Here is a 14,217-nt window from a genome sequence, read left to right on the forward strand (position 1 = left end):
CATAAAACATGCAAAAAATCATGTTTTTTTCCTGCCCTTCTCCTTTGGAAATGCAAAGCATTCATTGCGGCAATTAAAAAATATATATGCACGAAATAAAAGGGTTGGGATGAGGTCGAAAATAACAATCTAAGCTTATCCCGAACTCACGTTAAATTATAATTCCTATCTTTCTTAAAGATTTCATTAACAAACATGCCCTTATAAATACGCATTTTTACTGCATTTTACCTAACTTTGCCGCCCCGATTTAAAACAACGGGATTTTTTAATCATGAGTGAAAATAATATTCCTAACGCAAACGCTGATGCACAGGAGTCTGCCGAATCCGCCATAGCGGAAGAAGCAACTGCAGCGACAACAAATGCACCTGTAACAGAAGAAGCGCCTGCTTCTGAAGAAACCACAACCCAGCCTGTAATTGAAAGCAGCGTTACAGAAACACTTCCACAGCCGGTGGAAGAAAAGATTGCCGCCCACGACGATTTTGACTGGAGCGTTGACAAACGGAATGTTACCCACTACAGCCAGGATGAAAAGGAAAAATATGACAAAGTGTACGAGAACACTTTTGTTACCATTGAAGATGGCGAAATTGTAAATGGCAATGTGGTGGCGCTGACCAAAACCGATGTGGTTGTAAACATTGGCTTTAAGAGCGACGGCTTGGTGTCATCCAACGAATTTCGCGATAACCCCGGCCTTAAAGTGGGCGATATTGTGGAAGTAATGGTGGTTGAAAAAGAAGACCGCGATGGCAACCTGCACCTTAGCCGCAAACAGGCGCGTGTTTTTCGTGCATGGGAACGCATTGTTGAAGTGCATAAGACCGGTGAAGTGGTTACCGGCTTTGTTACCAGCAAAACCAAAGGCGGCTTAATTGTGGATGTATTTGGCCTCGAAACATTCCTGCCAGGTTCACAGATTGACGTTAAGCCCGTAACGGATTACGATCAGTTTGTGGGAAAAACAATGGAGTTTAAAGTTGTTAAGATTAACGAAGCCATTAAGAATGCCGTTGTATCGCACAAAGCATTAATTGAAAGCGATATCGAAGCGCAGCGTGCTGAGATTATCAGCAAGCTGGAAAAAGGCCAGGTGCTTGAAGGCACTGTTAAGAACATTACAGATTTTGGCGCATTTATGGACCTCGGTGGCTTAGATGGTTTACTGTACATCACCGATATTTCATGGGGACGTATTTCTCACCCGAGCGAAGTGGTGAAGATGGACCAGAAACTGCAGGTGGTTGTGCTTGATTTTGATGACGATAAAAAACGCATCAGCCTTGGCTTAAAACAGCTTACCCCGCATCCGTGGGATGTATTGCCTGAATTTATACACGAAGGCGCAATTGTAAAAGGCAGAGTGGTTAATATTGAAGACTATGGCGCTTTCCTCGAAATTCTCCCGGGCATAGAAGGTTTGGTGCATGTGAGTGAAATTACATGGGCCAATACACCTATCAATGCAAAAGAATTCTTTAAGCTGGGTGATGAGCATGAGGCCAAAGTGGTAACGCTGGATAAAGAGTCCCGCAAAATGAGCCTTTCCATCAAACAGCTTACAGAAGATCCCTGGAACAATATCGAAACCAAATATCCGGAAGGCAGCAGACACAAAGGCGTTGTTAAAAACATCACGCCTTACGGTGTATTTGTAGAGCTTGAACCGGGTATTGGCGGTATGATTCACATCAGCGACCTGAGCTGGCTGAAACGCTTCAACCATCCTGGTGAATACACAAAAACAGGTGAAGAAATTGATGTGCTGATCATGGCCATTGATAAAGAGAACCGTAAACTGCAGCTCGGCCATAAACAACTGGAAGAAGATCCATGGACGGCTTTGCAGGATACTTTTGCAGTGGGCAGCGTGCATGAGGGCACTATTATACGCAAAGATGATCGTGGCGCTATTGTTCAGTTACCTTACGGCCTGGAAGGTTTTGCACCTAACCGCCACCTGATTAAGGAAGACGGCAAGAGCCTGGTGGCAGATGAAACGGCAGCCTTTATGGTGATTGAATTTGACCGCAACGAAAAGCGTATTCTTGTAAGCCATACCAAGATATGGGAGCAGGCAAAAGCTGCTCAGCAGGAAACGGCTAAGAAAGAAGCAAGGGCCGAATCTGAAAAAACACGCAAAACGGTTAAGAACATTCAGAATAAGGTTGAAAAAGCTACACTTGGCGATCTTAGCGCTTTGGCTGAAATTAAAGAGAAGCTTAAGAAGGAAGAAGAAAAATAATGCTTCTGGTTATAAAACATTAAAAAACCCCGCAGCCGCGGGGTTTTTTAATGCTGTAGCAGCAAGGCCTTTATTGTAATAACGTCGTGTCAATATAAAAACACTGAATTAAACTTTACAGACCTACTCTCGGTGGATAGAATTCTAAACAATTAAACCTGCGAGGCTATGGTCAAACATTAAACTTTAAGCAACCCGTGAACTTGTAAACATAAGCAAAGGGCAGTTATTTGGAAGGTTTATAATAAGCAAGCGCCTCAGGCATTAATGCCTTTAGCTTTTGTATCCTGCTGGCATCACTGGGATGGTCGCTTAAAAAAACAGGTGATGTGCTGCCCTTGCTCAGATTTGCCATGCGTGTCCAGAAAGGAATAGCTTCCTGTGGATTATAGCCTGCAATGGCGGCAAAAATCAACCCGTAATGATCCGCCTCTGATTCCTGGTTGCGGCTGTTGGGCAGTAATACGCCCACCTGCGCCGCGGGCCCGTAAATATTATTGAATATATTCACGGTTTTAGGATTGCTTCCCAGTGCAACATTGCCTGCCACCTGCAAACCCTGTGCTACCATAGCCTGGCTCATGCGCTCCCGGCCATGGCCTGCAATTGCGTGTGTAATTTCATGGCCCAGTACAATGGCCAAAGCATCTTCATTTTGTGTTACAGGAAGAATGCCGGTATAAACCACCACTTTGCCGCCAGGCATACACCAGGCATTTACTTCACTGCTTTGTACGAGATTGAATTCCCACTTGTAATTGGCAATATCGTTTGTAATGCCCTTTTCCCGGTAGTATGTTGTAATAGCTGAAGCTATGCGCGAGCCAACGCGCTTTACCATTTCGGCATTATCATTTGTTTTTGGAACAACCTTGTTTTCATTAAGGAACTGGTTATACTGTGTTATGGCCATTTGCTGCATTTCAGATTCGGGCACAAGGGAAAGCTGGCTTCTCCCGGTGATGGCATTTCGTGTGCAGGAAAAAAAATGTAAACTTGCTGTACTGGCAAGCAGAAGGATGATTTTCGGTTTCATAAAATAAATAAAATTCAACTGCTATGAAAGATAGAAGATCAGCGTCTTCTTTTTTGCCTGTTGCTGCGGCGGCGGTCGCGGTGTTTTAAGATTGGCACTTTGCTTTCCGTGCCGTTCAGCAACCGGTTTATATTTTTTTGGTGCGTGAGTATGACCATTAAGGCAACTGCTACAGAAAAGATTCTATACAATGTAACATCATCATTGAAAATAAAAAGTATAAATACGGCAAATGCCACACTGGATAAAATGGAACTGAGCGATACAAATCTTGTTAAATACAAAACCAGCAAAAACACCCCTACACAGCATACAGCAACAACAGGCTGAATAGCCAATATCATTCCAAACAGGGTGGCTACGCCCTTTCCTCCCCGGAAACCTGCCCATATAGGAAAAATATGACCGGCAACCGCGGCAAGGCCAAGCCCGATCATAAGGTTGGTTCTGTCCCAGTCGTTGGATTTTGTAACGTAATACGGAATTAAAATATACAGCGAAGTGGCAATAACGCCTTTAACCATATCGGTGATCATTACAAATGTTCCCCATTTTGAGCCAAGCACGCGATACGTGTTCGTGGCACCTGCATTACCGCTGCCATAATCACGAATGTCAATGCCAAAAAAATACCTGCTCACCCAAATGGCGGTTGGTACAGAGCCAATAAGGTATGCCGCTATAATTAAAAAAAATTCATTCATCGGGAACTAAACGAGGTTAATAAAGCAAACACAAATATAAGTGCATTTCAGTATAAAACTTTCGATAAAATTGTTTACCTTTTATACCAAATATGAACCTGATTTCAAAAAACATAAATATATAAAGGATGATTTATTTGTAAACATTTTCCTGCTTTAATTTTTAATGCCCGGCATAACCCTTCAAATTACCCTGGCTGAAAAGCCTGCAAAAAGTTACATTTGCAAAAAACCGATTATGACTACAACTACTGTTCTTCATCCCTGGCATGGTGTAACCCCCGGAGACAAGGCGCCCCGGATTGTTAATGCTGTTATTGAAATTCCGCAGGGCTCAAGATGTAAGTATGAAATTGATAAAGAAAGTGGTTTGCTTAAACTGGACCGTGTTATCTATTCTTCTTTTTATTATCCATGCAACTATGGTTTTATTCCCCGTACTTATGGGGACGATAAAGACCCGCTCGATATTTTGGTAATTACATCTTTGCCTGTACAGCCGCTTACACTGATGGAGGCTAAAGTTATTGGCGTTATGCAAATGGTGGATGGCGGGGACGCTGATGATAAGATCATCGCTGTTGCCAATAATGACCCGGGCGTAAACCACTATAATAATATTGAAGAAATCCCGCAGCACTTCTTTAATGAACTGAGGCATTTCTTTGAAGAATATAAAACGCTTGAAAGAAAATCAGTTAAAGTTTCTGATTTTGGCGACAAGGCAAAAGCGCTGGATATAATTGAAGATGCCATGCTTTTGTATAAAAAGAAATTCATTGATAAAGTGCCCAAACTGCTTGAACAGGCACAATAGATTTCCTTTGAAACTAAACAAAAAGGGTTTTCATTTTTTATGAAACCCTTTTTGTTTTGCATGCAGTGCCTGTGCGGCAATTTCAGGCAGAATTTCTTCCGGCATTAATAATCCCGAAAGAACAGCGCATAGCCAGCTTTTCGTATTTTTCCTTAAATGCCAGCTTATCTTTTGCACGCAGCTGCATTAATGCATATTGCTGAATGGTTGCCAACGGCAGTACAATCCTTTCGCGCATGTGTATGCTTGAGCTTTCTACAGGATAGCCTGCCATCAGTGCATCATTGCCGGTAAGTTTTTGCAAATACTGCAGCGTAAGCTTATACTCTGAATACATCATGTTCCAGAGCTTGCCATAGCGCGGGTTATTGGAAAGGTATTGCGTTAACGGGAAATAGCATTTCATCATTGCCATTTCACAGTTATCAATCAGCGTTCTGAAAAACAATGAATGCTTATACAACTGCTCAATGCTGCTCCATTTGCGGTACGCTTCTGCCTTTTTCAAAGCCGTTCCCACACCATAATAACCCGTTACATTTTGCTTTAACTGGCTGAAAGAGCCAACGAAAGGAATGGCACGTAAATCTTTTAATGACAGTGAAGTGGTTTTGCCGCGTTTTGCAGGCCGGCTGCCAATATTTGTTTCCGAATAAAAACGCAACGGGCTTATCTCTGCCAGGTAATCAACAAATGCAGGGTGGTTTTTTAACTGAATATATGCTTCATAACTATCTTCTGAGAGCTGCTTTAATAACCTTTCTTCGCTTCTGGTTAAAGTGTTTTCTTTTGAAGAGAAGAGGTCGTTGGCAATACCGGCATGTATTAGTTGTTCAATATTGAACTGGGCTGAACTGATGGTGCCGAAATTGGAGCTTACAGTTTGCCCCTGCACGGTTAGCTGTATTTCTTTATTTGAAATATCATGGCCCATGGATGCATAAAACTTATGTGTTTTGCCGCCGCCGCGGGCAGGAGGGCCGCCGCGGCCATCGAAAAAGATTACATCAATGCCAAAGCTTTTAGAGATGCTGGTTAATTCCTCTTTTGCTTTGTAAATGCTCCAGTTGGCCATTAAATAACCACCGTCTTTTGTGCCATCCGAAAAGCCCAGCATGATGGTTTGCGTATTGTTGCGCAATTTTACATGCTGCCTGTATGTTTTATTCGAATATAATCTTTTCATGATGGCAGAAGCATTGGCCAGGTCGTCAATTGTTTCAAACAACGGAACAATATCAACGCTTAATGCTTCCTTCTTCCACCCGCCCAGTAAAAACAAGGCATAAACCTCTATCACATTCAAAGCGCTGTTGCACTGGCTTATAACATAACGGTGACAGGCTTTTTTACCATTCCTCTCCTGTATGGTTTTTACAGCCTTAACCGATTTTATGGTATCATTAAAAAGCTCGTTATCGCTGAATGAAACTGCCTGTTCATGTAATTTTAATAAGGCTTCTATCTTTTTACTTTCATCAAATCCCGCATAACCCTGCGATAAAATTTTTTGCGCTGCAAGCGCTTCAAAAAATTTGGAATGCACGGTGCTTTCCTGGCGTATATCGAGCGAGGCGAAATACAAACCAAATATTTCCGATTTAAACAGCAGTTTATATACATCCTGTATGAACAGGTCGTTATTGGCATGAAGCGCATCAATTATCTGCAGCAGTATATGTTTAATTTCTTCCTGCGTTATCTGTTCCGCATCAGCGCCGCCATAGAGGTTATCATACAGCCGTTTTTCAAGCAGGGTGATTAGCTCCTGTGTTCCTTTAAATGTAAGCCGGCGCTTCAGCCACCGTGCATTTTTATGGTAAGAGCGCAGAATGCCAAACCGGAGCGTTTCAGCCACTTTTAAAGTTATGTCTGTAGTTACGAATGGATTTCCGTCCCTGTCTGCGCCGGGCCAAAAACCCATTTGAATCAAGGGATGCGTAATGCGCTCAAATTCCTGCAGGTCGTTTTTCAGGATTGACATAATGTTTCCGGCGGCATCATAAAATACATTTTCCAGAAACCATAAAAGGCTTACTGCTTCATCGTAGGGCGTAGGCTTTTGTTTTTTTAGGAAAGGCGTTCTGCCAAGCTGCTGCAGATAGTTATTGATAGCTTCCGTGTCGTCTGTTTGCAGCGCACTGTTAAGATCATTGATAATGCCCAAAACCTCGCCTGTATAAAACTGGGTAGGATGCGCCGTTAATACAATGCGCACGGCAAAATCGTTCAGTTTTTTTACAAACGCATCATCCTTTTGCATTTGTGTTATCTGGGAACACAATTGCTTTATGGTGCCGGGCCCGTTTACATCATTCACATGCGTAAAGGCGGCGTCTTCTATCGCATCAAATAAAACCACCTGCCTTTCGGCATATTGCACAAAGCGAAATAAGAGGTCTATCCATTCTTCCTCCTTATCGTAAGGCGTGTTTTTTTGCAGGAACCTGTCAATTATCTCTGCGGGGCTTTGTTCCCTGCTAAAACCTTCTTCGCACTCCAGTAAAAATAAAGAAAGCAACACCCCGGTTTTTTCTATACGGTGAAATGGCAATGAAGTAAATAAACTATTATACAGTTGAAATTTAAGCGCAACAAGACTTTTAAACTCCTGCAGTGCTGCTGAAGATGTACTGCTCATAACGCGATAAATATAAATAAATAATTTATGGCTGATTAATATTTTGAGGAGCTATAAAAATTAACAGTTTGATGCTGCTGTTTGCCCCTGGCTAAAGAAACGCTTAATCCTGAATCAACGTTGTTTATTTAAGGTTTACAGGTTATGTTCACAGGGCACGGGTTGTTTGGCTGTTATTTGTTTTTTTTATTTAAAGCTTACAAGTTTAAGATTGTGTCTTAACTAAATGGCATTGAATCCTAAATTATGCAGCCGGTATTGCAGGCCTGCTCTGGCCAGCATAAAGAATTTTATATGATTGCTAAGCCGTATTCTTTTTTTACATATTGCTTTTGGCGGCAGGCGTTTTATTTTTTTAAACAGCGATAAATAATACCGGTATGCAATATAAACGCCAAGCCTTACTTCTGCAGGCAATAACAAAATGCCCTGGTAAGCATGGTCAAAGTCTTTCTGAATATCCTGTTCTATTTGTTTTTTGCAGGGACCGGTAAAGTTTTTAAAACAGCAGCCGGGAAAATACATGCGGTTAAGCTGTTCATTGTCTGCTTTTATATCGCGTAAAAAATTTACTTTTTGAAAGGCAGCGCCGAGGCTTTTTGCATACTCCTTCAGTGCTTCATATAAATTTTCTTTATCGTGGCAAAAGATGTGCAAACACATTAAGCCTACAGATTCTGCACTGCCATAAATATATGCCTTGTATGAGGTTTCTGTATGACATTTTTTATCAAGATCGCATTGCATGCTGTTAAAGAAAGCGTTAATTAAGCTGATGTCAATATGGTATTGGTTAATGGTGAGCTGAAAGCTGTGCAGGATAGGATTGAGGCTTATTTTTTCATTAATAGCTTTATATGTTTCATTCCTGAAGTTATTAAGCAGTGACTCCTTGTTATAGTTGTGAAATGTATCAACAATTTCATCTGCAAAACGAACAAAACCATAAATATTATAAATATGCGGCCGGATGTGTTTATGCAGCAATCTTATGGCGGCGGCAAACGAAGTGCTGTAGTTCTCAGCGGTTATCCTGCTGCATTGCTGGCTTGTTTTATGAAAGAGGTCAATCATACCTGTTACTGCAACTTAATTAGAATTACATATTAATGCAAGTTTTTGAACTATTGTTGCACGGCTAAAATTATTTTCTCCCGGGCTTGTTTTTACTAACCACAGGCTTAAGCTCATGCTAACCGGACAATAATGTTTTCTATTTGTTCAGATTAATGATATGCTTTGCAACAATTTCGCCGCTTATTAATGCAGGCGGCACACCCGGGCCGGGCACGGTGAACTGGCCGGTGTAAAAAATGTTTTTTATTTTTTTATTGTTGATGGAAGGTTTCATAATGGCTGTTTGCATCCATGTATTTGCCAGGCCATAAGCATTGCCCTTATAGGCATTGTAATCATGAATAAAATTGCTGTATGAAAAAGCCTTTTTTAAGATGATGTGCTGTTTAACCGGCTGGTTAATTCTTTTTTCAAAACGCGATACTATTTTTTCAAAATAATAATCCCGCAGTTCTTCGGTATCGCCATTCAATCCTGCTGCTACAGGAATGAGCAAGAACAGGTTTTCGCAGTTTTCAGGCGCCAGTGAACCATCAGTAACAGTTGGGGCGCTTACATAAAACAAAGGATCTTCAGGCCATTGCCTTGTGTGGTAAATTTCTTTTGCATGCTGCTGAAAAGAGGTGTCAAAGAATAATGAATGATGTGTAATATTTTCCAGCTTTTTATTTAATCCCACATAATATAGTAAAGCGGAAGGCGCCATTGTTTTTTTATTCCAGTACGCTTCTGAATAGTTTCGGTATGCGGCGGGCAATAAGCTGTTCTCCGTATAATGATAATCTGCGTTGGCAATTACAATGGCTGCATTGTGCGCCGAAGTGGAACCGTCAGGATGCCGTACATGAACTTTGCCGGCCGATTTATTTTCCACTTCGATTTTAATTACATTGTTATTGAACTGAAATGTTGCGCCAAGCTCAATGGCAAGTTTATACATGGCATTAACAACGCTGTACATGCCGCCTTTGGGAAACCAGGTACCGCCTTTAATATCGGCATAATTCATCAGGCTGTATAAGGCAGGGATTTTTTCGGGCAAAGCGCCAAGGAATAAAACCGGGAACTCAAGCAATTGCTGTATATGCGGGTGCTTAAAATATTTGCTTACATGTTTTTTTACAGAGGTAAAAACATCAAGCTTAAAAATCCCTTTTATTAAATCTGCATCTAAAAATTCAGTTAGCGAAAGGCCGGGCTTATAAGCAAAATTTTGCATGCCGGTTTTATACTTGTATGCCGCTTCGTTTAAAAATATATCAAGCTTTTTGCCGCTGCCCGGTTCCAGTTGTTCAAACAAATCTTTTAAAGCGGTATAATCTGCGGGAACATCGGTTGTGTCGTTTTGCCGGTAAATGCGATAGGAGGGATTTAGCCTTATCAGGTCATAAAAATCACTTGCCTTTTTATTGAACTGGTTAAAAAACCTTTCGAAAATATCGGGCATCCAATACCAGCTCGGGCCCATATCAAAACTAAAACCTTCCAGTTTTAATTGTCTTGCACGGCCGCCGGGCTGTTCGTTCTTCTCAAGCACAACAACCTTGTAACCTGCTTTTGCCATGAAGCAGGCAGCGGAAATGCCTGCAAACCCGCTGCCTATGATTACAACATTTTTTGAATGCACTTCGTGAATTTCCGGTAAAGAATATCCTGATTATGATAAAGCTATATGCTTACATTAAAATCCCTTAAGGCATCGTTCAGGCTTGTTTTTTTATCGGTGCTTTCTTTGCGCCGGCCAATAATGAGCGCGCAGCTAACACCAAAAGAACCTGCCGGAAAGTCTTTATTGTAAGTGCCGGGAATTACAACGCTTCCTGCAGGCACATGCCCTTTATATTCAACCGGTGAAGATTTGCTTACATCAATAATTTTCGTTGACTGCGTAAGCACCACATTGGCGCCAAGCACCGCTTCTTTTTCAACGATAACGCCTTCCACCACGATGCAGCGGCTGCCGATAAAACAACCGTCCTCAACAATAACGGGCGTTGCCTGCAAAGGCTCCAGCACGCCGCCTATGCCCACACCGCCGCTTAGGTGCACATGTTTTCCTATTTGTGCGCAACTGCCCACAGTGGCCCAGGTATCCACCATTGTGCCTTCATCCACATAAGCGCCAATGTTTACAAAGCCTGGCATCAGCACCACATTTCTGGCAATGTAGGCGCCATAACGCGCCACAGAGCCGGGCAATGCCCTTACGCCTATATCTTTAAAATTTTTCTTCAGCGGGATTTTATCATAATATTCAAAGGGCGGCGCATCCATTGTTTGCATGGGCTGAATGGCAAAATATAAAAGCACCGCCTGTTTTACCCATTCGTTCACCGCCCAGCCATCACCGGTTGGCAATGCAGTGCGCAGCCTGCCTTTGTCCACCTCTTCAATAACTGCTTTTACAGCATCAGCATATTTTTCTTCTTTCAGTAATTCGCGGTTGTTCCATGCTTCAAGAATAAGCGATTGCAATTCCATTTTAGAAATTTGATTTTATAATTGAGTAATTAATTTATACCGGTTGCAAAACCGGTGTGGCTGATTTTATGATCCCATCTTCTATCCAGGTAAGTTTTTCCCTGCGGCTCTTCATCCAGATAGCTTTATTTTTGGCAAGGTCCTCTTTGTTTTTATAGCTCCTTGCATGATCAAGGTGCACACAAACAGCATTGTACCTTATCTGCAGGCCCTTGATGCCGTTGTTTTCCAGCCTTTCGCCCATTTCCCTGTCCAAAGCGCCATACCGCATCTGCTCATTAAAACCATTGATGGCATAAATATCTTTTTTCCATGCCGATGAATTATGCCCGTTCCACGATGCCCTGGTGGGTGTGATGAAGTTTAATAAGCCTGCTTTAAAACCTGCGGCTGTAAATTTATTGTTTTTAAAAGAGGAAGGCAGGCCATTTGCTTTAAGCCAGCGTATATCAAAACAGCGCTGGTTAAAAATGTCGTCTTTGGTTACCTGTTGCGAAATATCCATTGGCAGCTTGCTGTAGCCGCCGGATAAAAAATGACCCTGCTTTCTTCTATTTATATGCACTTCCAGAAAATCTTTTCTTGGAATGCAGTCTCCGTCGGAAATAACAAGATAACCGGTTTTTGATGCAGCAATAGCTTTGTTGAGTATCGTGCATTTTCTAAAGCCTTCATCCGGTTGCCATATATGCTGAACCGGGTAAAAAACTTCTTTGCGCATATTATCAATCAGCAGGCGTGTTTCCCCTGTTGAGCCATCGTCTGCAATCACCATTTCAAAATCTTTAAAAGTCTGCGTTTCATAGCCCCACAATACTTTTTGCAGCCATGCCGGCGAATTATAGGTAGTGATTATTACAGAGAGTTGCATAAATTGTTAACTGAATTTATTATTGCTGCAAATGTATCGTGCCTGCCATACAATGAAAATGCAAAAAACTGTATTTTTTGTTTAATATGGCAGGAGAAATTTTACGACAACATCATGAATGAAACATTGTTTGAACAGGATATTACCAGGGCTTTGGAAGTTTTAAAACAGGGTGGCACTATTCTTTATCCTACAGATACCATCTGGGGCATTGGCTGCGATGCCACCAATGCCGGGGCTGCTGAAAAAATCATACAGTTGAAACAACGCCCGCAGCAAAAAAGTTTTGTTGTACTGGCGGCTTCAGAAAAAGATGTGCTGCAATACACGGCTTCGCCCGACCTGGCTGTGTTTGATTACCTGCAAACCGTGCAAAAGCCCACAACGGTGATCTATGAACATGCATTGGGCCTGGCAGAAAATGTTTGCAACGCCGATGGATCGGTGGCCATCCGCATCTGCAGTGATGAGTTTTGCAGGCATTTAATTAAACGTTTCCGCAAGCCGGTTGTAAGCACATCTGCCAATCTTAGCGGCGAGCCTTCGCCGGCCAGTTTTGCACAGGTATCGCCTGCCATAAAAAACGGTGTGGATTATGTGGTGCAGTACCGGCAGGATGATGCGCGTGAACATACAGCATCTTCCCTTATCCGGTGGAAAAACGGCAAGGCCGAAATATTACGGCCCTGAATGCCATGTTTGGCAAACATGCCACGCCTATCTTTGCCGGCTATGCAAATTGAGTTAACCGGCCAGGAAGCTTTAATATTTAAAAAGATAGCAAGGGCGGCGGAACAGCTTTCCATGCCAGGCTATCTTATTGGCGGTTTTGTGCGGGACAAAATGCTGGGCCGGCCAACAAAAGATGCGGACATTGTTTGCATTGGTGATGGCATTAAGCTGGCGCATGAGGTGGCTGAATCATTTAATCCCAAACCGACGGTTGCTTATTTCAAAAATTTTGGCACGGCGCAAATAAAAGTATCCGGCTTTGACATTGAATTTGTGGGCGCAAGAAAGGAAAGCTATGCAGCGCATTCACGCAAACCGGCTGTGGAAGCAGGCTCGCTTGAAGACGATCTTAACCGCCGTGATTTTACCATTAATGCGCTCGCCATAAGCCTGAATAAAAATAATTATGGCGAATTGATTGATGCTTTCAATGGCCTGCAGCATTTGCGGGAGAAATTAATTAAAACACCGCTGGAGCCTGTAACCACTTTCAGCGACGATCCGCTGCGCATGATGCGCGCCATTCGTTTTGCAGCGCAACTGGGTTTTACAATTGAGTCCGGTACATTTAACGCAATTAAAGCAGATGCAGCGCGCATAAAGATTGTTTCGCAGGAACGCGTTACCGATGAACTGAATAAAATAATGCTGGCAGAAAAGCCTTCTGTCGGCTGGTTTTTACTGCGCGACAGCGGCCTGCTGAAAATTATATTCCCGAAATTACTGGAGCTGCAGGGCGCAGAATATATTGATGGCATTGGCCATAAGGACAACTTTACGCACACACTGCAGGTGCTGGATAATATAGCTGCCAAAACAAACGACCTGTGGCTGCGCTGGGCCGCTTTGCTGCATGATATTGCCAAGCCTGATACCAAACGTTTCAGCAGGGAAGAAGGCTGGACTTTTCATGGGCATGAAGTGGTGGGCGCGAGAATGGTGCCTAAAATATTTATCCGCTTAAAGCTTCCGCAAAACGAAAAAATGAAGATGGTGCAAAAGCTGGTAGGCCTGCATTTGCGGCCCATCAGCCTCACGAAAGAAAATATTACAGACAGCGCCATACGCCGCCTGCTTTTTGATGCCGGCGATGATATAGATGCTTTAATGATGTTGTGCGAAGCCGATATTACGAGCAAGAACAAGGCGAAGGTAAAGCGCTATGTGAGCAATTTTGAAATTGTTCGCAAACGGCTGGTTGAAGTGGAGGAAAAAGATAAGATACGCAACTGGCAGCCGCCTGTTACCGGGGAGATTATTATGGAAACTTTTGGCATACCGCCCAGCCGGGAAGTGGGCATGATAAAAGATGCCATCAGGGAAGCTATATTGGACGGCGAAATACCGAACGATTTTTCGGCCGCTTATAAATTAATGATTGAAAAAGCGGCTGCGCTTAATTTAAAACCAATAGCCTAAAACCGGGTGTATTTCAGGTTTTCGCTCCGTTCATACATTTCCGGTCGGTGATACACCATAGCCGTCAACTTAAGCCCAAAGGGCTTGAATTTGAATAGCCGTGAGCGAAACTCACGGTAAAAATGTCGAAGTTTTTGTTGAACCCGCCGCAGCGGGTTCAATATCAAAACCGTTTCATTTGCCCACCG

At 42.7% G+C, this 14,217-nt stretch carries 12 protein-coding genes; 4 read left to right on the forward strand and 8 right to left on the reverse strand.

Going from position 1 to position 14,217, the window contains the following annotated elements; translation table 11 throughout:
- Positions 1 to 274: 274 nt before the first annotated feature.
- Positions 275 to 2,251: a 30S ribosomal protein S1 gene (gene rpsA / locus QM629_RS08625; RefSeq protein WP_415159201.1), complete on the forward strand. Its 1,977-nt coding sequence runs from the start codon at positions 275 to 277 to the stop codon at positions 2,249 to 2,251.
- A gap of 226 nt (positions 2,252 to 2,477) precedes the next feature.
- On the opposite strand, the gene QM629_RS08630 is transcribed toward rpsA, so the two are convergent.
- On the reverse strand, positions 2,478 to 3,287 hold the full coding sequence (locus tag QM629_RS08630) for a M48 family metallopeptidase (protein WP_415159203.1): 810 nt from the start codon (positions 3,285 to 3,287) through the stop codon (positions 2,478 to 2,480).
- A 38-nt stretch (positions 3,288 to 3,325) separates the two neighbouring features.
- Positions 3,326 to 3,991, reverse strand: coding sequence for a glycerol-3-phosphate 1-O-acyltransferase PlsY (plsY, locus tag QM629_RS08635; RefSeq protein ID WP_415159205.1), 666 nt, complete (start codon positions 3,989 to 3,991; stop codon positions 3,326 to 3,328).
- Between the two features lie 238 nt (positions 3,992 to 4,229).
- On the opposite strand from plsY, the gene QM629_RS08640 reads away from it, so the two are divergent.
- Positions 4,230 to 4,808 (forward strand): inorganic diphosphatase, encoded by a 579-nt coding sequence (locus QM629_RS08640; protein ID WP_415159207.1) that lies wholly within the window; start codon positions 4,230 to 4,232, stop codon positions 4,806 to 4,808.
- 82 nt (positions 4,809 to 4,890) lie between these two features.
- Here QM629_RS08640 and QM629_RS08645 read toward each other — a convergent pair whose 3' ends face one another.
- The 5 genes from QM629_RS08645 to QM629_RS08665 form a co-directional block, all read right to left on the reverse strand.
- Positions 4,891 to 7,449, reverse strand: coding sequence for a phosphoenolpyruvate carboxylase (locus tag QM629_RS08645; protein ID WP_415159209.1), 2,559 nt, complete (start codon positions 7,447 to 7,449; stop codon positions 4,891 to 4,893).
- Between the two features lie 222 nt (positions 7,450 to 7,671).
- Complete coding sequence (locus QM629_RS08650) at positions 7,672 to 8,523, reverse strand: phytoene/squalene synthase family protein (RefSeq protein WP_415159211.1); 852 nt, start codon at positions 8,521 to 8,523, stop codon at positions 7,672 to 7,674.
- Between the two features lie 139 nt (positions 8,524 to 8,662).
- Entirely contained in the window at positions 8,663 to 10,153 is a 1,491-nt protein-coding gene (locus QM629_RS08655; RefSeq protein ID WP_415159213.1) for a phytoene desaturase family protein, read from the reverse strand.
- 41 nt (positions 10,154 to 10,194) lie between these two features.
- Positions 10,195 to 11,007 carry a 2,3,4,5-tetrahydropyridine-2,6-dicarboxylate N-succinyltransferase gene (locus QM629_RS08660; RefSeq protein ID WP_415159215.1) on the reverse strand — a complete coding sequence of 271 codons (813 nt, stop codon included), beginning with the start codon at positions 11,005 to 11,007 and terminating at the stop codon, positions 10,195 to 10,197.
- A 34-nt stretch (positions 11,008 to 11,041) separates the two neighbouring features.
- Positions 11,042 to 11,878, reverse strand: a complete 837-nt coding sequence (locus tag QM629_RS08665) for a glycosyltransferase family 2 protein (protein WP_415159217.1) — start codon at positions 11,876 to 11,878, stop codon at positions 11,042 to 11,044.
- Between the two features lie 114 nt (positions 11,879 to 11,992).
- Between QM629_RS08665 and QM629_RS08670 the strand changes: the two genes are divergently transcribed.
- On the forward strand, positions 11,993 to 12,568 hold the full coding sequence (locus QM629_RS08670) for an L-threonylcarbamoyladenylate synthase (protein ID WP_415159219.1): 576 nt from the start codon (positions 11,993 to 11,995) through the stop codon (positions 12,566 to 12,568).
- Positions 12,569 to 12,610: 42 nt separating this feature from the next.
- Complete coding sequence (locus tag QM629_RS08675) at positions 12,611 to 14,029, forward strand: CCA tRNA nucleotidyltransferase (protein WP_415159221.1); 1,419 nt, start codon at positions 12,611 to 12,613, stop codon at positions 14,027 to 14,029.
- Here the strand turns inward: QM629_RS08675 and QM629_RS08680 are convergent.
- A partial coding sequence (locus QM629_RS08680) for a hypothetical protein (protein WP_415159223.1) occupies positions 14,026 to 14,217 on the reverse strand: 192 nt, incomplete at its 5' end. The genes QM629_RS08675 and QM629_RS08680 overlap by 4 nt on opposite strands.

This window comes from Parafilimonas sp. (genome assembly GCF_047606085.1).
Classification (GTDB): Bacteria; Bacteroidota; Bacteroidia; order Chitinophagales; family Chitinophagaceae; genus Parafilimonas.